Origin of the sequence: Kribbella sp. NPDC050470 (assembly GCF_044458365.1) — a bacterium.
In the GTDB taxonomy this organism is placed as follows: domain Bacteria; phylum Actinomycetota; class Actinomycetes; order Propionibacteriales; family Kribbellaceae; genus Kribbella.
The window spans coordinates 21,582-40,085 of the sequence record NZ_JBITHV010000014.1; the positions used below are offsets into that span (position 1 = coordinate 21,582).

Below are 18,504 nucleotides of genomic sequence, written 5' to 3' on the forward strand. Positions count from 1 at the left end.
CCTCCTAACGCAGGAACGCGGCAGCTACGCCGGCATCGACGGGAACGTGCAGACCGGTCGTGTGAGTGAGCTCCCCACCGGTCAACGCGAACACGGCCGCCGCCACGTGCTCCGGCAGCACCTCCCGCTTCAGCAGCGTCCGCTGCGCGTAGTACGCACCCAGCTCCGACTCCGGTACGCCGTACACCGCGGCCCGCTGCGCGCCCCAGCCCTTTGCGAAGATCCCCGAGCCGCGGACGACGCCATCGGGGTTCACGCCGTTGACGCGGATCCCGTGCTCGCCGAGCTCGGCGGCGAGCAGGCGGACCTGGTGCGCCTGGTCGGCCTTGGCCGCGCCGTACGCGACGTTGTTCGGGCCGGCGAAGACGGAGTTCTTGCTGGAGATGTAGACGATGTCGCCGCCGATGCCCTGGTCGATCATCACCTTCGCGGCCGCCCGGGACACCAGGAACGACCCCTTCGCCATCACGTCGTGCTGCAGGTCCCAGTCCCGATCCGTTGTCTCCAGCAACGACTTCGAGATGGACAGCCCGGCGTTGTTGACGATCAGGTCGACGCCGCCGAAGGACAGCACGGCCTCCCGCAGCGCCGCTTCGACCGCCTCCGCGGAGGACACGTCGGCGCCCACGGCAACCGCGACGTCGGACGAGCCGATCTCCTTGGCCACCGCCTCGGCCGCCGCCAGATCCAGGTCCGCCACTACGACGCAGGCGCCCTCGGCGGCCAGCCGCTGCGCGATCGCCTTGCCGATCCCGGACCCACCACCGGTGACGAAGGCCACCCGGGTCGCGAGCGGCTTCGGCGCCGGCATCCGCTGCAGCTTGGCCTCTTCGAGCGCCCAGTACTCGATCCGGAACTTCTCGCGCTCGTCGATCGGCGCGTACGTCGACACCGCCTCGGCCCCACGCATCACGTTGATCGCGTTCACATAGAACTCGCCGGCCACCCGCGCAGTCTGCTTGTCCTTGCCGAAGCTGAACATGCCTACCCCGGGCACGAGCACGATCGCCGGGTCCGCGCCGCGCATCGGCGGGCTGTCCGGCTGCGCGTGCCGGTCGTAGTACGCCGCGTAGTCCTCGCGGTACTGCAGATGCAGCTCCCGCAACCGGATGATCGCGTCCTCGATCGGCGCCGTCGGCGGGAGGTCGAGGACCAGCGGACGGACCTTCGTCCGCAGGAAGTGATCGGGACACGAGGTGCCGAGCGCCGCCAGTTCGCCCAGCTTCTCCCGAGCGGTGAACTCGAGCACGACCTCGGAGTCGTTGTAGTGGCCGACCTGAGGCTTGTCGGTCGACGCGAGACCCCGAATGACCGGGGCCAAGGCGGCGGCGCGTTCGCGACGTGCCGTGGCGTCGAGCGGCTCGAAGCCCGGAACGATGGGGCCGAACGGCTCCGGCTTGCCGCGCTCGGCCAGGAAGCGCTCCGCCGTACGGATGATGTCGAGGGAGTTCGCCTCGCACTCCTCGGAGGTGTCACCCCAGGCGGTGATGCCGTGGCCGCCGAGGATGCAGCCGGTCGCCTGCGGGTTCTCCCGCTTCACCGCCGCGATGTCGAGACCGAGCTGGAAGCCGGGCCGCCGCCACGGCACCCAGACCACCCGGTCGCCGAAGCACTCGGCGGTGAGCTTCTCGCCGTCGGCCGCGGTCGCCAGCGCGATCCCGGAGTCCGGGTGCAGGTGATCGACGTGTGGAGCGTCGACCAGCCCGTGCATCGCGGTGTCGATCGAGGGCGCGGCCCCGCCCTTGCCGTGCAGGCAGTAGTCGAACGCGGCGACCATCTCGTCCTCACGGTCGACGCCGGGGTACACGTCGACCAGCGAGTTCAGCCGGTCCAGCCGCAGTACGGCGAGGCCGGCGGCGGTCAGCGTGCCGAGGTCGCCGCCGGACCCCTTCACCCACACCAGGTCGACCGGCTGCTGGGTGACCGGGTCGATCGTCGTGCCCTTCGCCGAGGTGTTCCCGCCGGCGTAGTTCGTGTTGCGCGGATCGGCACCCAGTCTGTTGCTACGCGCAACGAGCTCGGCTGCGGTGTCGCTCACTGTCATGCTCCCCATCCGGCCTGCTGGCCGTCGGCTCGGTCCTTGACGATCTGCTCGTAGTAGCCGCTGCGCTGGTAGGCGGCGACCGGGTTCGGGTCCAGGCCCTGCGACTCGCGCAGCTCGGCGAGCAGCGGCCGGACGTCGGTGTTGTAGGCGTCCATCAGCGCGGCGTTGGCTTCCAGCACATCGCCGTCCTGCTGCGCCTTCCGCAGTGCGTCCCGGTCGACCAGCAGCGCCTTCGCGGTGGCCTCCTGGACGTTCATCACCGAGCGGATGATGGCCGGGATCTTCACCTCGATGTTGTGGCACTGGTCGAGCATGAAGGCGATCCCGCGGTCCGGGTCGAGGGCGTCGCCACGGACGATCTCGTTCATGATCCGGAACAGCTGGAACGGGTCGGCCGCCCCGACCATCAGGTCGTCGTCGGCGTAGAACCGGCTGTTGAAGTCGAACGCGCCGAGCTTCTTGGCCCGGAGCAGGAAGGCGACGATGAACTCGATGTTGGTCGACGGCGCGTGGTGCCCGGTGTCGATGCAGACGGTCGCCTTCGGCCCCAGCTCCAGGCAGTGCGCGTACGACGTACCCCAGTCCGGCACGTCCGTGGTGTAGAAGGCCGGCTCGAACAGCTTGTACTCCAGCAGCATCCGCTGGTCGTCACCGAGCCGGTCGTAGACCTCCTTCAGCGCCGCGGCCAGCCGGTCCTGCCGGTCCTGGATGTCGTCCTGGCCCGGGTAGTTGGTGCCGTCGGAGAACCACAGCTTCAGGTCGCGGGACCCGGTCGCGTCCATGATGTCCACGCACTCGAGCAGGTGGTCCGTGGCCTTCCGCCGTACCGCCGGGTCGGGGTTGGTGACGCTGCCGAGCTTGTAGTCGTCGTCCTGGAACACGTTGGAGTTGATCGCGCCGAGCCGGACACCCTGCTCCTTCGCGTACGCCGCCAGCGCCGCGTAGTCGTCCACCTTGTCCCAGGGGATGTGCAGCGCGACGCTCGGGGCCACGCCGGTGTACTTGTGCACTACAGCGGCGTCGGCGATCTTCTCCTCCGGCGAGCGCGGCACACCGGGCTGGCTGAACACCTTGAACCGGGTCCCCGAGTTCCCGAACGCCCACGAGGGCAGCTCGATCTCCTGGCGGCTCAGGGCGGTCTTCACAGCATCGGTAGTCATGGGGTCTGGTCCTCTTTCAAATGGAAGATCTCGGGCAGCAACAGGAACGACTCGTCCGGCGGACGCCCGTCGATCCCCGTGAAGAATTCGGTCATCTGGGCCTGCCACCGGGTGTTGACCTCGGTCGCAGCCATCGCTTTCTGCGCCGCCTCCAGGTCCTCGGCCTCGACGTACCCGATCAGCAGGCCGTCGTCGCGGAGGAAGAGCGAGTAGTTGTGCCACCCGGTCTCCCGTAACGCGGCCTGCATCTCCGGCCAGACGTTCCGGTGCCGCTCGACGTACTCCTCCAAACGGTCGGGTCTGACCTGGAGGCAGAAGCAGTAGCGATTCACAAGGCAGTCCTCAGAAGTTGAACCGGTCGATGTTGGCCGCGGTGAATTCGGTCGGCGGGCCGATCGACAGGCCGCGGGCCGGCCGGGTTCGGGTCGATCGACACGCCGAGCCGGGTGAACAGCTGGGCGGCCTGATGGACCATCGCGGCCCGGTCGATGGTTTTGAAACGACCCAGAGGCTGGCGGCCCATCGCGATGTTCTCCGCCACCGAGAGGTCCGGGAACAGCGGCGTGGCGTCGGGCATGGTCACCTCCAACTCGGGGCGGCTGAGTTGCTGAAAGGTTTCAAGAAGATTGCACGAACGTACGGGCGAACGGCTTTTGCCGTCAAGGGCTCGTCCGGCCCGAACGGCCGATCCCGGACGCGGGACTGCGGAAAACGGCCGGAAAACAGGTACGCTCTCGGCTGCTAAGACGTTTCAAACCCGTCCCGTGGGACCTTGACGCCGGGAGGCCGCGCATGGCAGCAGACAACGCGCCGGACCAGGCCTCAAGCACCGTCAACCGGCCGTCAGGCAGTCGCAAGGAATCCACTGGTGGGCGGCGGCGGAAGGCGAAGCAGCATGCGGCCGGGGTGAAGGCGGTTGCAGCGGCGGCCGGAGTGTCCTTGGGGACCGTGTCGAACGTGCTGAACCGGCCTGAGGTGGTCAGCCCGGTGACCCGGGCCAAGGTCGAGGCGGCGATGGCCTCGCTGGGCTTCGTGCGGAACGAGTCGGCCCGCCAGCTCCGCGCCGGCAGCAGCCGGATCCTCGCGTACCTGATGCTCGACGCCGGCAACCCGTTCTTCACCGACGTCGCCAAGGGCGTCGAGGACGCGGCCCGTGCGGCCGGCCTGTCGGTGTTCCTGTGCAACAGCAACGAGGACGCCGACCGCGAGGCCGACTACCTCGACCTGCTCGAGCAGCAGCGCGTCCAGGGCGTGCTGATCACCCCGATCGACCAGAACTCGTCCCGCCTGCGCAAACTCCCCGCCCGCGGTACGCCGGTCGTCGTGGTGGACCGCGCGATCGACGACAACGAGCACTGCTCGGTCGCGGTGAACGACATCCTCGGCGGCGAGCTCGCCATCGCGCACCTGCTCGAGCTCGGCCACGACCGGATCGCGTACGTCGGCGGGCCGAACACGATCGGCCAGGTCATCGACCGTCGCGACGGCGCCCGCCGCGCACTCCGCAAGGCCGGCAAGGCCCCGGAGAACCTGATCGAGCTCACCACCGGCGCCCTCACCGTCGCCGAAGGCAGGGGCGCAGGGCAACGACTTGCCGGCCTCCCGGCGACCCGCCGCCCGACCGCCGCGTTCTGCGCGAACGACCTGCTGGCGTTGGGCTTGCTGCAGCAGTGCGTGAGTCTCGGCCTGCGCGTTCCCGAGGACCTCGCCATCGTCGGGTACGACGACATCGAGTTCGCCGCGGCGGCCGCCGTACCGCTGACTTCCGTCCGTCAGCCCCGGCAGCTGCTGGGCCGCACGGCCGCCGAGCTACTCCTCGACGAGTCGTCCAACCCGGACCACGAGCACCAGCGCGTCACCTTCACACCCGAGCTGGTCGTCAGGACCTCAACGCGCGGAACTCTCTAGACCGTAGGCGGCGAGGAAGACCTCGGTGGCCTGGTCGGCCAGTTGGTCGAACTCGTCGGCCGGCGGCCGGGCCTCGGTGCCGGCGAACATCGCGCGGTTCATCGGCTTGTACATGACCAGACCGGCGAACTGATACGCCGCGAGCGTCGGGTCGGGGAGCTCACGGAGCATGCCGCGGTCGGTCAGGCTGGTCAAGGCGATGCCCAGCGCCTCCAGTGATCGCTCGAAGCCGCTGTGGAACCAGGCGCCACAGACCTCCGGGAAGCGGTCCGCCTCCGCGATGACGAGTCGGCGTAGCTGCAGCACGCTGCTGTTCGTGAGGCTGTCGAGGAAGTAGCGCGCCAGGTTGCCGAGGGCTTCCCGTGCGTCGGTGGCTCCGTCGAGCTTCTCGGCGTACGCCTTGGTCAGGCCGTCGAGCAGCTGGTCGCTGGTGCCGCCGACGATCTCGGCGAACAGGCGCTCCTTGTTCTCGAACTGCTTGTAGACGGTCTGCTTGGAGACGCCGGCCTTGGCGGCGACCAGGTCCATGCTGGCGCCCAGGTACCCGTGCTGCAGGAAGACCTCGGTGGCCGCTGCCAGGATCGCGCGGCGCTTGCGCGGCGTCCGGCCCTCACCCTCGATCTCGACGGCCTGGTCAGGCTGCCAGACGGCAGCCCGTTGGCGTTGGTCCACGGGGTCCTCCTCGAAGATTTCCCAAAATCATACTAGACAGTCCAGTTCCGTTGTGAGTACTGTACGGTCTAGTTCCGAACGACACCACAGGGAGGGCACGCAGATGAGCACCGTGAAGTCCGCTGACGGCACCACGATCGCTTTCGACGCCACCGGGGCGGGCCGGCCGCTGATCATGATCGACGGCGCCACCGCGCACCGGGCCGTGAACCCGTCGAACGCCGAAGTGGCCAAGCTGCTGAGCGACGAGTTCCGGGTCTACGTCTACGACCGGCGCGGCCGGGGCGAGAGCACCGACACCAAGCCGTACGCGATCCAGCGCGAGATCGAGGACCTCGCCGCGCTGATCGAGGACGCCGGGGAGCCGGCGATCCTGTTCGGCTGGTCCTCCGGCGGCCTGCTGGCGCTGGACGCGGCGGCTGCCGGCCTGCCGATCGCAGCGCTCGCGCTGTTCGAGCCGCCGGTGGTCGTCGACGACGCCCGCCCGCCGCTGCCCACCGACTACGTCGAGCGGCTCGAGGCGAGCGTCGAGGCCGGCCGCCCGGGTGACGCAGTCGAGCTGTTCATGACCGCGGCGGCGCTGATGCCGCCGGAGTTCGTCGACGCGATGCGCGGCACCCCGATCTGGACCGGCGTCGAGCAGATCGCGGGCACGATCGCGTACGACGGCCGCATCATGGGCACCACGATGTCCGGCAACCCGCTGCCGACGGATCGCTGGTCCGCGGTGAACGTTCCGGTCCTGGTGATGCACGGCGACAACACCCCGCCGTACCTGAAGGTCGGCCCCGAGGCGGTCGCCGAGCTGCTGCCGACCGCGCGGTTGCTGCCGGTGCCGGGCGAGAACCACAACGTCGAGCCGCCGGTGCTGGCCCCGGTCCTGCGCGACTTCGCGAAGGAGCTGTGACAGGTACAACAGCATGCTCAAGTACGTCGTCTCCGGCACGCTGAAGGACCCGAAGTGGAACAACACCCGGGTCCTGTCCGGCGACGTCCGCGACGAGGTCGCCAAGCTCAAGACCGAGGTCGCAGGCGAGATCCAGGTCCCCGGCAGCATCCAGCTCGCCCAGGCCCTGCTCGCCGCCGACCTGGTCGACGAGCTCCACCTGATGACCTTCCCCGTCCTCCTCGGCACCGGCCGCAAACTCTTCGCCGAGACCCCCGGCAGAACCACCTGGCGCCTCGCCCAGAACAGCACCGTCGGCGAAGGAATCCTGATCACCACCTTCCAGCGCGTCTGAGCGCGGGCCGGGACCTCGACAGGTCCCGGCCGCGGAGGGACGCTGTGAGGGTGGACAGGGACGGGTTCTGGGGATTGGTCGAGGGTGCGCGCGGTGGGGTGGACGACACCGTGGTGGATCCGGATGGGGTTGCGGACGCGCTGACCAAGCTGCTGGGCGGGCTGGAGGCCGAGGAGATCGCCGGGTTCGGAGTCGAGCTCGCGCGGTTGCAGGTCGAGTCGTACCGGTGGGACCTGTGGGCGGCGGCGTACCTGATCAACTCGGGGGCCTCGGAGGACGGGTTCGACTCGTTCCGGGGCTGGTTGGTCGCGCAGGGGCGGGAGGTCTGGGAGGCGGCGCTGGCCGACCCGGACTCCCTGGCCGACGTGGTCGACGAGGACCGGCCGGAGGGCTTCGAGGGATTCGACGGCGAGGGGCTGCTGCACGTCGGCAGCCACGCGTACAAGAACGTGGCCGGCGACGAGGCGGCCTACTGGAAGGCGGTCGACGCGGAGGCGCCGGACACACCGGACCTGCCGGCCGGGCAGGAGATCGACTTCGACGACGAGGACGACCTGCACGCCCACCTGCCGCGGCTGGCGGCGCTCTACCTGGACAACTGACCAACGGTCACCCTGGCTCGCCGCCGAGGCGCTCGATCGCGGCGCGGAGGCGGCGGCGCCAGCTGGGCATGCCTGCGTCCTCGTCGGCGGCGGCCAGGCTGACCAGGTGCTGCGCCATCTCGAAACCCTCCGTCGTCCGGGGCTCGAGGTCGGTCATCGCGGCCTGCGGCTCGTCGTGGTCGAGCTCGATCTGCCGGCTGGTCCAGCCGAACCCGTCCGGCACCAGCAACTCCGGCACCAGCGCCTCATGGCTGAGCGACGTCAGCTCCTTGTCCCCGTTGCCGATGCTGAAGATCGTCGTACCGCGTCGCCGTACGTCGCTGATGCGCTCGAGCAGCGTGTCCGCCGGGTGCTCCTCGGCCACGACCAGCAGGGACTCGCCACGGCCGGCGTCGCGCAGCCGGTCCAGGCCGATCGCTAGGTGCGGCGGTGCGCCCGGCGGCGGCGACCAGCGGACCAGCGACGGCCGGACGTCCTCCACGCCGGCCCGGTGCAGCTCGTCGTCCAGGTGCGCAGTCAGGTGCCAGGGCTCGTCGTCGGGCGGGCCGAACAGCATCAGGCCGCCGGTCCGCGTGGTGAACCGCCGCAGCGAGTGAGCGAAGTCCGTCGTCCGGCTCCCGAGCTCGGTGCCGGTCAGCATCTCGCGGAGGAGCGAGGCCCTGGTGAGATCCACCCCTCCAACTTGACACACCGTCGGGTGCATCGCGACTTAGGCCAGCCGGTCTGCCTTCGACTGCAGGTAGTTGCGCTCGGGCACGCTCGTCGTACGACGCGCCGCCAGCAGGTAGCTCTCCCGCGCACCGGCCAGATCACCCGACATCTCCAGCAGGTGGGCGCGCACGGCCTCCAGGCGATGGTGGTCGGTCATCCGGTCGTCGGACTCCAGCGGCTCGAGTACGGCGAGGCCCTCCTTCGGACCGGTCGCCATGGCCACCGCGACGGCGTGGTTGAGCTTGACCATGGGGTTGTCGACCATGTGCTCGAGCACCTCGTACAGCGCGACAATCTGCCGCCAGTCCGTGTCGTCGGCGTGCTCGGCCGTGTCATGCACGGCAGCGATCGCCGCCTGCACCTGGTACGGCCCAAGCTGCGTACGCGCCAGTGCATCGGTCACCAGCGCCTCGCCCTCGACGATGGCTGCCTTGTTCCACTTCGACCGGTCCTGCTCGGCCAGCGGGACCAGTGCACCGTCAGGCCCAGTGCGGGCGAGCCGACGCGCGTCCGTCAGCAGCATCAGCGCCAGTAGCCCGGCGACCTCACCGTCGTCAGGCAACAGCCGCCGTACGCCGCGCACGAGCCGGATCGCCTCGGTGGTGAGCTCCGCACTGTGCAGCGACGCACCGGACGACGCGGTGTAGCCCTCGTTGAAGATCAGGTAGAGGACATGCAGTACGGCGCCCATCCGCTCGTCCCGCTCGGCCTCCGGAGGCAGCTCGAACGTGCTGCCCGCCTGCTTGATGCTGCGCTTGGCCCGGCTGATCCGCTGTGCCATCGTTGCCTCCGGCACCAGGAACGCGGCTGCGATCTGCGCGGTGGTGAGACCGCCGACCGCGCGCAGCGTCAGCGCGATCTGCGAGGCCGGCGACAGGGCCGGATGGCAGCACAGGAAGAGCAAGGTCAGCGTGTCGTCCCGACCGCCCGGATCGTCGATGTCGGGGCCGGCGGCAACGAACTCCTCCGGCGCGGCGAGCTGAGCCGCGTTCTCCTCCCGCCGACGCCGGGCCGACTCGCTCCGCAGCAGATCGGTCAGTCGCCGCGACCCGACCCGGATCAGCCAACCGCGGGGGTTGTCCGGGACGCCCTCGTCCGGCCACTGCTGCGCGGCCGCGAGCAGTGCCTCCTGGACCGCTTCCTCGGCCAGGTCGAAGTGCCCGTAGTGCCGGACCAGCGCGCTCAGCACCTGCGGCGCCTGCTCCCGCAGCAGGAGCTCGAAGGCCGCGGGCTCGGTCACATCTCCAGCCCGGACGCGTCCATCACCGGTCGCACCTCCACGGCGACGTACTTCGCGTCCGGCATCCGGGCGGCATAGCCGATCGCCTGGTCGATGTCGTCGCACTCGACCAGGTAGAACCCGGCCAGGTGCTCCTTGGCCTCAGCGTACGGCCCGTCCGTGGTCGTGGTGGTGTCGTCGCGCACCGAGACGGTCCGGCTGGTGATGGGGTCGGCCAGGCCGGCGGCACTGACCAGCAGGCCCTGCTCACTGAGCTCACGGGTGAGCTCGTCGTGCGCACGGGACAGACCGTCGCGTTGCTCGGCGGACAGGCTCGCCCAGCTCTCGGGGTTGGTGTAGATCAGCAGCACGTACTTCACAGGCACCATCCTGTCGCTCCCGGAGGCCGCTGTGACCCCCTCTCACCCGGTACGTCGTACCCACCGGGCGACTTTCGACAGAAATGTCGAGGTGGGCCGGGCAGCACCGACGTCTCCGCCGAGTGCACGCCCAGCCGGGGCGGCCCGCCGTACTGGAGATCTCACATGGTTACCGAGTCCAAGCGCTGGTGGGCGCTGGCTTTGCTGTGCCTGACCGGGTTCATGATCATCCTGGACGCGTCGATCGTGCTGGTCGCGGTCCCGTCGATCGAGCGTGAGCTCACCTTCTCGGCCGGTGGCGTGCAGTGGGTGCCCAGCGGGTACGCGCTGATGTTCGGCGGCCTGCTCCTGCTGGGCGGGCGCATCTCCGACCTGCTCGGCCGGAGGCGGGTGTTCATTACCGGACTGGTGCTATTCGCCGCGTCGTCGCTGCTGTGCGGCTTCGCGTGGAGTGGTGACGCACTGGTGCTGGCACGTGGCCTGCAGGGCGCGTCGGCCGCCGTACTGCTGCCCAGTGCGCTGGCGATCGTGATGACGACCTTCCCGGACGGACCGGACCGCAACAAGGCGCTGGGCATCTGGGGAGCGACCAGTGGAGTCGGCGGTACGGCGGGATCGCTCATCGGCGGCCCGGTCACCGACGGACTGGGCTGGCAGTGGATCTTCTTCATCAACGTGCCGGTGTGCCTGCTGGTCGTCATACTGGCGCCCGTGCTGCTGCAGGAGAGCCGTGGACCGGGCCGGCGCGGGTTCGACGTCGCCGGTGCGGTCACGGTGACCGCTGCGCTCATCGTGCTCGTGTACGCCGTCGTCGAGGCACCGCACTCACCTATTGGCCGGACGCTCGCGCTGGTGCTGTTGTCCGCTCTGCTGTTCGGGCTGTTCGTGCTGGTGGAGCAGCGGTCGGCCGCACCACTCGTGCCGCTGCGGATCTTCCGGTCGCGGGCTCTGGTCGGCGGTAACCTGATCACGATCAGCTGGGGCCTGGCGGCGTTCGGGCTGAACTACGTCTACACGCAGTACGCCCAGTTCGCTCTTGGTGTGTCCGCGGTCCGCTACGGGCTGATGTCCGCCGTACTCGCGGCGGCTGCTGTGGTGGCGTCGATCATCGGCCAGCACCTGGTCACCCGGCTCGGGCCGCGCCGGGTCGCCTTCGCCTCGCTACTGGTCGCAGGTGCCGGTACGACGTTGATGACGCAGCTGACCGTCCAGTCCGGGTACTTCGAGCTCGCCTTCTGGGGCCTGACGATCTTCGGCGCCGGCTTGGGCGCAGGGACCGTGGCTGGGTCGATCGCCTCGCTCAGCGACGTCGCCGGCGAGGACTCCGGTGTCGCCTCCGGCCTGCAAAGCGCCAGCTTCCAGATCGGCGGCGCAGTGGGCATCGCAGCCCTCTCCGCGGTCGCAGCGGCCAGTACGACGGGCTCCACCCCGACCGCGCTGACACATGGATACCGGATCGCGTTCTGGGCGGTGTGGGCGTGCCTAGCCGTCGGCGTCGCGGGCTGCGCCGTGCTGCTGAGCCGCAAGCGCCCTGTGGAGCGACAGTTGCAGGCAGTCGCCACCCACTGAGGTCAAACAGGTGTTGGAGGTTTACGGCGGCCGGAGTGGGCACCGGATTCCTGCGGCCGCCACTTCCGCCCGGCGGCCCCTCGACAAGGAGGCTTCATGCTCATCCTCGGACTGATCCTGTTGGTCCTGGGTCTCGTGCTGAACATCTCGATCCTGTGGACGCTCGGCATCATCGTGCTGCTCGTCGGGGCCGTGCTGTTCCTGCTCGGGTCCACCGGCCGTGCCGTCGGCGGACGAAGGCACTGGTACTGACACCGACAGATCTGAAGCTCAGAACCCCGCGGGCGCCCTGCCCCGCGGGGTTCTGTCCGTCCTCGTCGCTACCGTGAGCCCATGAAGTACGTCGTAATGATCTACGGGGCGGACGCCGCCCGCCGGATACCCGAAGTCAAGGCCGAGCTGGCCGAGGTCGTCAGCGCCGAGGAGCTGCAGTTGCCCAGCGAGGGCCGGATCGTGCGGATCCGCAACGACGAGCAGACCGCCACCGCCGGGCCGTTCGTCCCTGCCGACCCACAGGTGGCCGGCATCGTCCTGATCGACGTGGCCGACGATGCCGGCGCCGAAGCCGTCGCCGCGCGCATCTCGGCCATCGTCGGCGACCGAGTCGAGCTACGCGGGACGCTGATCAGCGCCTGAGGGGAACTGCGGCGCCCGCCGTTCGGTGAACGCCGCGATGCCTTCGGCCAGCTCGCCGGTCGCGATCGTCTCCTGGTAGCGCCGTCGCGCCTGAGTGTCGGCGTCCGCGCCGGCGAGCAGCGCGTTGACCGACTCCTTGGCCGAGCGGATCGTCAGCTGCGACCGCGACACCAGAGTCGCCGCGAACGCCGCGACCTCGGCGTCCAGGTCAGCCGGATCGACCACCCGGTCGACCAGTCCCTTGAGCTCGGCCTGTGCAGCGGTCAGGAGCTCGCCACTGAACAGCAGGTACTTCGTCGTCGCCGGACCGACCAGGTCGAGCAGGACCTTGATCGCATCCGGGGGATAGACCACGCCGATCCGGGCCGGCGTCACGCCGAACGTCGCGTCGTACGCCGCGAACCGGAAGTCGCAGTTCACGGCGAGCTCGAGCCCGCCGCCGATGCAGTGCCCGCGGACCACCGCGACCGTCGGCCTCGGGAACTCCCGAAACGCCGCCTGCGCCCGCAGGTTGAACGCGCGGAGCTCCGCCATCGGATCGGCCGGATCGGTGCCGGAGATCAGCTCCCCGATGTCCGCGCCGGCCGAGAAGGTCGGCCCGGCGCCGGTCACCAGGAGGACCTTCACCGCGTCGTCGGCGGCCAGCTCGGCGAGCACCCCGGGCAGGGCCTCCCACATCGCCCGCGTCAGCGCGTTCCGCTTCTCGACGCGGTCGATCACCAGCCGGGCCACCGCCCCGCCCTCGACCCGGAATCCCAGCTCGTCCACGCCCGCAGTCAACCAGCCGGCAGCCGTCTCCGCCGCCGACTGGATCACACTGGCGGACCGCCAGCCCATCACAATCGCCGACGCAGCGGCCGCGCGAGCGCGGGATCGCTGGACCGCGCTCGATTGTGATGGCCTGACGGTCCGGTCTATGCCGCGCGCTTGGCGCGGGACTTCGCGCGAGCCATCTTGAACAGGTACGCCGGGGTCGGCGGGACCCAGCCGAGTTGCTTGGCCTGGCCGAGGTCGTCGCGGTTCGCCCAGTGGTCGATCACCTTGCCGTCCTCGATCCGCAGCCAGTGCGACTGGGTGATGGCGAAGGTCTTGCCGGTCGGCGGGAACACCGTGTCGACGGCGCCGGACTCGGTGTGGACCGCGAACGGCGCGACGTGCCGGCCGCTCATCGTCGAGTGGATCGCCACCAGATCGCCGTTGGCAACGACGTGGTGGATCTCGTAGGCCAGGTCCGCGAACGCGGTCCGCAGCCAGAGCGCGGTCTGGTAGTAGCCCTCGGGCCCGCCGACCCGGCAGGCCGGCGGCTCGACGTTGTCCTCGGAGTTGACGGCGGCCGGATGAACCAGCGCGTCGAAGTCGCCCCGCGTCCCGTCGGCCATGATCCGGATCGCCCGGGTGGCGATCTCCCCCGCTGAGGTCACGTCGGTGTTCATCTTTCCCCCTGGAATTCGATACAGTGAGCCTGTACCTAAAACCATGGGACCGGTGATGGCAGAAGTCAAGAGGCAGTACGACGCCTCCGGCCGGCGCGAGCGCGCCCGGCAACGGCGGCGCGACGTCGTGGTCGCGGCCAGGGACCTGTTCGAGGCGGACGGCTTCCAGGCGACCACGATCACCGCGGTCGCCAAGCGGTCCGGCGTCTCGGCGGAGAGCATCTACAAGGGCTTCGGCACCAAGGCCGCGCTGGCCAAGGCGGTGTTCGACTTCGTCATCGCCGGCGACGACGAGCCGGTCCCGATGGCCGAGCGCCCGGAAGCCCGGGCCATCCAGGCGGAACCCGACGTACGGCGCAAGATCGAGCTGTACGTCGACGGTCTCGCCGGCCGGCAGCAGCGGTCAGCCCGGGTCCAGATCGCAATCCGGGACGGCCGGCATCACGACGACACGCTCCGGGAGACCTGGCAGACGCTGCTGGACGAGCGGCTGACCGGGATGACGATGCTCGGCCGGCATCTGCTCGAGAGCGGCCAGCTGCGCGCCGGCATCACGCTCGACGAGGTCGCCGACGTGCTGTGGACCTACATCTCGGTCGAGCTCTACGAGCTGCTGGTACTGACTCGCGGCTGGCCGGTCGACCGTTACCAAGCCTGGATCGGGCGGGCGATCACTGACGCTCTGTGCTGAAACGACCACACGAAAATGGCCCAATCGCTTGATCTCGGACGGATAACTTCCGGATAGCGGGCGGATTACGCCCGGTACCCCAATTGGATGTTCGTAATGCGTTAAGAACGGGGGTCGATTCGAACCCCGGCCGGGATGTGTGCTTGACTCCTCCGGTCGATAACGGTTTGGTCTCGACAGATTGGGAAGGTCAGTGGCTGCAGGACGGCATAGACAGGCGCGGCACCGTCAACCGCGCCCGAAGGTGATCCAGCCCGGTATCGCGAAGGTGGTGATCCCCGGTGCGGCGGTGGCCCTGGTAGCCACCGGCTCGGCAGCCGCGTTCCCCGACCAGGAAGTCAAGCTCGACACCCCGACCGCCACCTCATCCCTGCAGGTGCAGCGTGAGTCGGCGATCAGCCGGGACGCCCTCCGTCCCCCGATCAAGGTCGCCACCCCGGCTCCGAAGCCGAAGGCGTCGCCGACGGCGAAGCACCTGAAGAAGCAGGCGCCGATCCCGAAGCCGACCGCGACGAAGACCCGCGCCGCCGCTGCGGCCGGCGCGACCCCGCCGAAGGTGACCGGCTCGAAGTACACCACCACCGACCTGAACGTCTGGTCCGTCCCCCTCACGGGTGTGCTGCTCGACGTCGTGCCGAAGGGCACCCAGGTCTCCGTCACCGGCAAGATCGACGGCATCTGGGCCGAGATCGTCCGGGACGGCAAGTCCCGCTGGGTCAAGGCGGCGTACCTGTCGGCCACCAAGCCGGTCGCGAGCACCGCGGGCACCATCTCGCAGGCCGCCTGCGAGTCGGGCTCGGCCGTCGAGGACGGGCTGACCCAGGACGCGATCCGGGTGCACCGGGCCGTCTGCGCGAAGTTCCCGAACATCACGTCGTACGGCGGGCTCCGCGCCGGTGACAGCGGTTCCGAGCACTCCACCGGCCGCGCGCTCGACATCATGGTCAGCGGCTCGGAGGGCGACGAGGTCGCCGCCTGGCTGAAGGCGAACTACCAAAAGCTCGGGATCAGCGAGCTGATCTGGGCGCAGCGCATCTGGACCGTGCAGCGCAGCAGCGAAGGCTGGCGCTGGATGGAGGACCGCGGCGGCGCGACCGCGAACCACTACGACCACGTGCACGTCTCCGTCTACGGAAACGAAGGCACGGTCTGATCCGTCGGCCTCTCCGCTGACGCCCCAGCGACCCCGCGCCCTCTGGAACCTGAGGACGCGGGGTCGCTTTGTCATGGCCTGATGTTGGCGTTCAGGTGGAAGAAGTTCGTCGGGTCGTAGGCCCGCTTCACCTCGCGGAGCCGGCGCAGGTCCTCCGGCGCGTACGCCGTGTCCGCCTTGCTCGGATCGCCCAGGAAGTTCACGAAGGTGCGACCGGAGCTCGGCAGGTGCGGCTGCTCGCGGTCGACGATCAGCGAGTACGACGCACTCCGGTGACCGACCGGGCCGGCGCCGGGCCCGGGATGCGCCATCGCGCCACCCCAGTGCCGGATCTCCACGGTCGCGTCCGCTGCGGTCAGCGTGTCGATCAGGTCGTCCGACAACTCGTCGAGGAAGTCGAGGTGCCGGGCGGGCGTGCCGCCCATCGCGGCGTCGGCGTACTCGATCGTCCGGAGCTCGCCGGCCAGTCGCGGTCCGGCGACTTCGAAGAGTGGCTTCAGCAGGTGCTCGGCGACGTCGGCGGCACCGGCGTACATCACCTTGATGGCGACACCGTCGTCCTTGGTGAGTACGACGGCTGTGCTCAGCTCGTTGGGGATCGTGGAGGTCCAGTCGCGGTAACGGCGCAGGATGGCGGCCGCGTGGTCGGCGCCGTAGTACACGATGCCGGCGTGGACCTGGCGGACCGGGTACAGCCGGAACTCGAGCGAGGTGACGATGCCGAAGTTACCGGTGCCGCCGCGGATCGCCCAGAACAGGTCCGGGTGCTGCTCGGCGCTCGCGGTGACGAACCGGCCGTCTGCGGTGACGATCTCGGCCCGGATCACGCTGTCAGCTGCGAACCCGTACTTCCGCGCCAGCCAACCGACCCCGCCACCCAACGTGTAGCCGGTGACGCCGACGTCGCGGTGTGAGCCCGACAGCGGCGCGAGCCCGAACTCGCGTGCGGCGTCGAGTACGGCGCCCCACCGAGCTCCCGGGCCCACCTTCGCGATCCGCCGCTCCGGGTCGACCAGCACACTGCTCATCGACGTCGTCTTCAGCAGGATCCCGCCGTCAGCCGGGACCCGAGTCCCGTGTCCAGTCGCCTGCACCGCGACCGGCACGCCGTACTCCCGGGCCGTCCGCACCACCGCCTGCACGTCGGTCCGCCCGTAGGCCTCCGCAGCCACTACCGGCCGCGAGTCCACCGTAGGAATCACAGACTGCCGCTGAACGTCGTACTCCGCGCTCCCCGGCAGCCAGATCCCCCCGTTGAACCCCGCCCCCAACAACCCCGCCACCACACCATCGGCAACCGACCCGACAACCTGCGCAGTCATCCCAACCACTCCCTCGCACGTCCGCTCTCACCCAGACGTCGAAGGAACCCCGCCAGAATTGACACCCCGGCCAAACTTTTCTGGATGGCTCCCACACATGCGGTCGAAGTCGACGGTTCGGTGTTGACCAAGCGCTACCGCTCCTGGCCCCGTGACGAACCCGACCGCGAGTGGGCCGCCCTGACGCTGATCAACCGCCACGCACCGGATCTCGCCCCGACCCCACTCGACCGGACCGGCCCTCCTCCGTCGATCGCGATGACAGTCGTCCCCGGTTTCCCTCTCAGTGGGTCCCTGGACGGTCCTCGGCTCGACGCCCTCGGCAACGCGCTGCGAACGCTCTGGTCGATACCTCCTGATGAGCTGCAGCCGATCGACCTGGCGGCCCTCGTCGACCGGGTCCGGCGGGGACTCGCCGTACTGCGGAAGACGCCAGGCGTCATCGGCTCAGCCGCGCAGGCCTGGCTGGAGACTGCCGACGAGCTGACCGACGTACCGGATCCAGTCGTCGCCCACGGCGATCCGAACCTGGAGAACTACCTCTGGGACGGCACCCGTGTCCGGATCGTCGACTTCGAGGACGCGGGCCGCGGCGATCTTGCCGTCGAGCTCGCCAACCTGGTCGAGCACCTCTCCGGCCGGGAGACCGACTGGACCGGCTTCGCCGACCGGTTCGCCGTCGATCCGGCTCGGTTCCACTCAGCTCGCTGTCTCTGGGCGGCCTTCTGGTTGACCTTGGTCGGGCCGGGAGGACCCAGTGCCGACCGGAACCCGCCCGGCACCGCTGAAGCGCAGGCCAGGCGGGTGTTGGCACTGATCAAGCCGGAACAGGCAGCTCGGCGAGGCGGTTGAGGTCGGCGAGGATGTTGATTTCGGTGATCTTGTTGTCGACGACGACCAGATCCATGACGCCCATCAGGCGGCCGTTGACGATGGTGGCGGCGCCGGGGTGGCCGTTGACGAGGGTGAGCTCGGTGTAGGGGGCCATGCGGCTGAAGAGGAGCGCCTGTTCGACGACGGCGCGGGCGCCGCGGACGAGCTTCGAGACCGCCGGGCCGGCGAACTCCGCGGTGGCGTCGCCGGCGTCGGCGCGCAGGACGACGTCGGGGTCGAGGAGTGCGAGTAGGGCCTCGAAGTCGCCGCCGCGTGAGGCGGCCAGGAAGGCTTCGACGATCTCCCGGCGGCGGCCCGGATCCCCGTCACCCGCGGGCGCACCCTGGACGCGGCGGCGCGCCCGGCTGGCCAACTGCCGGGTCGCGGCGGGCGACTTGTCCACGATCTGCGCGATCTCGTCGAAGCTGACCCCGAACATGTCGTGCAGCACGAACGCGAGCCGCTCCGCCGGCGCCAGAGTCTCGAGTACGACGAGCAGCGCCAGCCCGATCGCGTCGACCTCGACGGCCTGCTCCTCCGGCCCCGGCGCAGAGTCCTCCCGCGTCACGATCGGGTCCGGGACGAAATCCTCCCGCCTCGACTTGCGACTGCGGAGCGTGTCCAGACAGACGCGCGACACCACAGTGGTCAGCCAGCCGCCCAGATTGCCCACGTCACTCACGTCGGTCCGGCTCAGCCGCAGCCACGCCTCCTGCACCGCGTCCTCGGCCTCAGCCAGTGAGCCGAGCATCCGGTACGCCACCGCACGCAGGTGCCCTCGGTGCTGCTCGAACTGCCGCGCAAGCTGGTCGTGGTCGTCCACTGCTCACTGTCTCCCGTCCGTACGCCGTCATCTCCCTGACGGATCGCGCCACATTGATGTGACAGGG

Annotated in this window: 22 protein-coding genes; 10 read left to right on the plus strand and 12 right to left on the minus strand. The window is 69.6% G+C overall.

The window, feature by feature from the left end; genetic code table 11:
- Window positions 1-4 precede the first annotated feature (4 nt).
- Genes ACIBGM_RS37245 through ACIBGM_RS37260 form a run of 4 tightly spaced genes read right to left on the minus strand, consistent with a single transcriptional unit; the run spans window position 5 to window position 3,781 of the window.
- Entirely contained in the window at window positions 5-2,044 is a 2,040-nt protein-coding gene (locus tag ACIBGM_RS37245; RefSeq protein ID WP_396388219.1) for a bifunctional aldolase/short-chain dehydrogenase, read from the minus strand.
- Window positions 2,041-3,204, minus strand: coding sequence for an L-rhamnose isomerase (gene rhaI / locus ACIBGM_RS37250; RefSeq protein ID WP_396388220.1), 1,164 nt, complete (start codon window positions 3,202-3,204; stop codon window positions 2,041-2,043). Before rhaI ends, ACIBGM_RS37245 begins: the two co-directional genes overlap by 4 nt.
- Window positions 3,201-3,536 carry an L-rhamnose mutarotase gene (locus ACIBGM_RS37255; protein WP_360534961.1) on the minus strand — a complete coding sequence of 112 codons (336 nt, stop codon included), beginning with the start codon at window positions 3,534-3,536 and terminating at the stop codon, window positions 3,201-3,203. Before ACIBGM_RS37255 ends, rhaI begins: the two co-directional genes overlap by 4 nt.
- On the minus strand, window positions 3,533-3,781 hold the full coding sequence (locus ACIBGM_RS37260) for a hypothetical protein (protein ID WP_396388221.1): 249 nt from the start codon (window positions 3,779-3,781) through the stop codon (window positions 3,533-3,535). Before ACIBGM_RS37260 ends, ACIBGM_RS37255 begins: the two co-directional genes overlap by 4 nt.
- Before the next feature lie 215 nt (window positions 3,782-3,996).
- On the opposite strand from ACIBGM_RS37260, the gene ACIBGM_RS37265 reads away from it, so the two are divergent.
- Window positions 3,997-5,112, plus strand: coding sequence for a LacI family DNA-binding transcriptional regulator (locus ACIBGM_RS37265; protein WP_396388222.1), 1,116 nt, complete (start codon window positions 3,997-3,999; stop codon window positions 5,110-5,112).
- On the opposite strand, the gene ACIBGM_RS37270 is transcribed toward ACIBGM_RS37265, so the two are convergent.
- Complete coding sequence (locus ACIBGM_RS37270) at window positions 5,092-5,784, minus strand: TetR/AcrR family transcriptional regulator (protein WP_360534955.1); 693 nt, start codon at window positions 5,782-5,784, stop codon at window positions 5,092-5,094. The genes ACIBGM_RS37265 and ACIBGM_RS37270 overlap by 21 nt on opposite strands.
- A gap of 103 nt (window positions 5,785-5,887) precedes the next feature.
- Between ACIBGM_RS37270 and ACIBGM_RS37275 the strand changes: the two genes are divergently transcribed.
- From ACIBGM_RS37275 to ACIBGM_RS37285, 3 genes are read left to right on the plus strand one after another with little or no spacing between them, the layout of a single operon-like run.
- A complete protein-coding gene (locus tag ACIBGM_RS37275; RefSeq protein WP_396388223.1) occupies window positions 5,888-6,691 on the plus strand; it encodes an alpha/beta fold hydrolase in 804 nt (267 codons plus the stop codon).
- A gap of 13 nt (window positions 6,692-6,704) precedes the next feature.
- Window positions 6,705-7,025 carry a dihydrofolate reductase family protein gene (locus ACIBGM_RS37280; protein WP_396388224.1) on the plus strand — a complete coding sequence of 107 codons (321 nt, stop codon included), beginning with the start codon at window positions 6,705-6,707 and terminating at the stop codon, window positions 7,023-7,025.
- 50 nt (window positions 7,026-7,075) lie between these two features.
- Window positions 7,076-7,627 carry a DUF4240 domain-containing protein gene (locus ACIBGM_RS37285; protein ID WP_396388225.1) on the plus strand — a complete coding sequence of 184 codons (552 nt, stop codon included), beginning with the start codon at window positions 7,076-7,078 and terminating at the stop codon, window positions 7,625-7,627.
- Window positions 7,628-7,634: 7 nt separating this feature from the next.
- On the opposite strand, the gene ACIBGM_RS37290 is transcribed toward ACIBGM_RS37285, so the two are convergent.
- The 3 genes from ACIBGM_RS37290 to ACIBGM_RS37300 are packed head-to-tail and all read right to left on the minus strand — an operon-like array spanning window position 7,635 to window position 9,946.
- Window positions 7,635-8,300, minus strand: coding sequence for a hypothetical protein (locus ACIBGM_RS37290; protein WP_360534947.1), 666 nt, complete (start codon window positions 8,298-8,300; stop codon window positions 7,635-7,637).
- A 36-nt stretch (window positions 8,301-8,336) separates the two neighbouring features.
- The gene (locus ACIBGM_RS37295) at window positions 8,337-9,578 is read right to left on the minus strand and encodes an RNA polymerase sigma factor (protein WP_396388226.1); all 1,242 of its coding nucleotides are present in this window, start codon (window positions 9,576-9,578) and stop codon (window positions 8,337-8,339) included.
- A complete protein-coding gene (locus ACIBGM_RS37300) occupies window positions 9,575-9,946 on the minus strand; it encodes a YciI family protein (RefSeq protein WP_396388227.1) in 372 nt (123 codons plus the stop codon). Before ACIBGM_RS37300 ends, ACIBGM_RS37295 begins: the two co-directional genes overlap by 4 nt.
- Window positions 9,947-10,102: 156 nt before the next feature.
- Here ACIBGM_RS37300 and ACIBGM_RS37305 point away from each other — a divergent pair, with 156 nt between their 5' ends.
- The 3 genes from ACIBGM_RS37305 to ACIBGM_RS37315 all read left to right on the plus strand — a co-directional run bounded on the left by ACIBGM_RS37305 (window position 10,103) and on the right by ACIBGM_RS37315 (window position 12,142).
- The gene (locus tag ACIBGM_RS37305) at window positions 10,103-11,506 is read left to right on the plus strand and encodes an MFS transporter (RefSeq protein ID WP_396388228.1); all 1,404 of its coding nucleotides are present in this window, start codon (window positions 10,103-10,105) and stop codon (window positions 11,504-11,506) included.
- 96 nt (window positions 11,507-11,602) lie between these two features.
- Window positions 11,603-11,758 (plus strand): DUF6131 family protein, encoded by a 156-nt coding sequence (locus tag ACIBGM_RS37310; RefSeq protein ID WP_360534939.1) that lies wholly within the window; start codon window positions 11,603-11,605, stop codon window positions 11,756-11,758.
- 81 nt (window positions 11,759-11,839) lie between these two features.
- Complete coding sequence (locus ACIBGM_RS37315) at window positions 11,840-12,142, plus strand: YciI family protein (protein ID WP_396388229.1); 303 nt, start codon at window positions 11,840-11,842, stop codon at window positions 12,140-12,142.
- On the opposite strand, the gene ACIBGM_RS37320 is transcribed toward ACIBGM_RS37315, so the two are convergent.
- The gene (locus ACIBGM_RS37320; protein ID WP_396388230.1) at window positions 12,116-12,910 is read right to left on the minus strand and encodes an enoyl-CoA hydratase/isomerase family protein; all 795 of its coding nucleotides are present in this window, start codon (window positions 12,908-12,910) and stop codon (window positions 12,116-12,118) included. The two genes, ACIBGM_RS37315 and ACIBGM_RS37320, sit on opposite strands and share 27 nt — an antisense overlap.
- A gap of 146 nt (window positions 12,911-13,056) precedes the next feature.
- Entirely contained in the window at window positions 13,057-13,575 is a 519-nt protein-coding gene (locus ACIBGM_RS37325) for an ester cyclase (RefSeq protein WP_396388231.1), read from the minus strand.
- A gap of 55 nt (window positions 13,576-13,630) precedes the next feature.
- Between ACIBGM_RS37325 and ACIBGM_RS37330 the strand changes: the two genes are divergently transcribed.
- Both ACIBGM_RS37330 and ACIBGM_RS37335 read left to right on the plus strand, forming a co-directional pair.
- On the plus strand, window positions 13,631-14,266 hold the full coding sequence (locus ACIBGM_RS37330; protein ID WP_396388232.1) for a TetR/AcrR family transcriptional regulator: 636 nt from the start codon (window positions 13,631-13,633) through the stop codon (window positions 14,264-14,266).
- Window positions 14,267-14,510: 244 nt separating this feature from the next.
- The gene (locus tag ACIBGM_RS37335; protein WP_360534929.1) at window positions 14,511-15,419 is read left to right on the plus strand and encodes an SH3 domain-containing protein; all 909 of its coding nucleotides are present in this window, start codon (window positions 14,511-14,513) and stop codon (window positions 15,417-15,419) included.
- Between the two features lie 71 nt (window positions 15,420-15,490).
- Here the strand turns inward: ACIBGM_RS37335 and ACIBGM_RS37340 are convergent, their stop codons facing one another.
- Complete coding sequence (locus ACIBGM_RS37340) at window positions 15,491-16,741, minus strand: FAD-binding oxidoreductase (RefSeq protein ID WP_360534927.1); 1,251 nt, start codon at window positions 16,739-16,741, stop codon at window positions 15,491-15,493.
- An 84-nt stretch (window positions 16,742-16,825) separates the two neighbouring features.
- Here ACIBGM_RS37340 and ACIBGM_RS37345 point away from each other — a divergent pair, with 84 nt between their 5' ends.
- Window positions 16,826-17,593, plus strand: coding sequence for a phosphotransferase (locus ACIBGM_RS37345; protein ID WP_360534925.1), 768 nt, complete (start codon window positions 16,826-16,828; stop codon window positions 17,591-17,593).
- Here the strand turns inward: ACIBGM_RS37345 and ACIBGM_RS37350 are convergent.
- The gene (locus tag ACIBGM_RS37350; RefSeq protein WP_360534923.1) at window positions 17,559-18,437 is read right to left on the minus strand and encodes a sigma-70 family RNA polymerase sigma factor; all 879 of its coding nucleotides are present in this window, start codon (window positions 18,435-18,437) and stop codon (window positions 17,559-17,561) included. The two genes, ACIBGM_RS37345 and ACIBGM_RS37350, sit on opposite strands and share 35 nt — an antisense overlap.
- Between the last annotated feature and the right edge of the window lie 67 nt (window positions 18,438-18,504).

Coding starts and splice junctions, on each gene's coding strand:
- ACIBGM_RS37310 (WP_360534939.1), top strand. CDS start 11,603: ATGCTCATCCTCGGACTGATCCTGTTGGTCCTGGGTCTCGTGCTGAAC.
- rhaI (WP_396388220.1), bottom strand. CDS start 3,204: ATGACTACCGATGCTGTGAAGACCGCCCTGAGCCGCCAGGAGATCGAG.
- ACIBGM_RS37265 (WP_396388222.1), top strand. CDS start 3,997: ATGGCAGCAGACAACGCGCCGGACCAGGCCTCAAGCACCGTCAACCGG.
- ACIBGM_RS37340 (WP_360534927.1), bottom strand. CDS start 16,741: ATGACTGCGCAGGTTGTCGGGTCGGTTGCCGATGGTGTGGTGGCGGGG.
- ACIBGM_RS37280 (WP_396388224.1), top strand. CDS start 6,705: ATGCTCAAGTACGTCGTCTCCGGCACGCTGAAGGACCCGAAGTGGAAC.
- ACIBGM_RS37245 (WP_396388219.1), bottom strand. CDS start 2,044: ATGACAGTGAGCGACACCGCAGCCGAGCTCGTTGCGCGTAGCAACAGA.
- ACIBGM_RS37300 (WP_396388227.1), bottom strand. CDS start 9,946: ATGGTGCCTGTGAAGTACGTGCTGCTGATCTACACCAACCCCGAGAGC.
- ACIBGM_RS37325 (WP_396388231.1), bottom strand. CDS start 13,575: ATGAACACCGACGTGACCTCAGCGGGGGAGATCGCCACCCGGGCGATC.
- ACIBGM_RS37345 (WP_360534925.1), top strand. CDS start 16,826: ATGGCTCCCACACATGCGGTCGAAGTCGACGGTTCGGTGTTGACCAAG.
- ACIBGM_RS37315 (WP_396388229.1), top strand. CDS start 11,840: ATGAAGTACGTCGTAATGATCTACGGGGCGGACGCCGCCCGCCGGATA.
- ACIBGM_RS37305 (WP_396388228.1), top strand. CDS start 10,103: ATGGTTACCGAGTCCAAGCGCTGGTGGGCGCTGGCTTTGCTGTGCCTG.
- ACIBGM_RS37275 (WP_396388223.1), top strand. CDS start 5,888: ATGAGCACCGTGAAGTCCGCTGACGGCACCACGATCGCTTTCGACGCC.
- ACIBGM_RS37330 (WP_396388232.1), top strand. CDS start 13,631: ATGGCAGAAGTCAAGAGGCAGTACGACGCCTCCGGCCGGCGCGAGCGC.
- ACIBGM_RS37260 (WP_396388221.1), bottom strand. CDS start 3,781: ATGCCCGACGCCACGCCGCTGTTCCCGGACCTCTCGGTGGCGGAGAAC.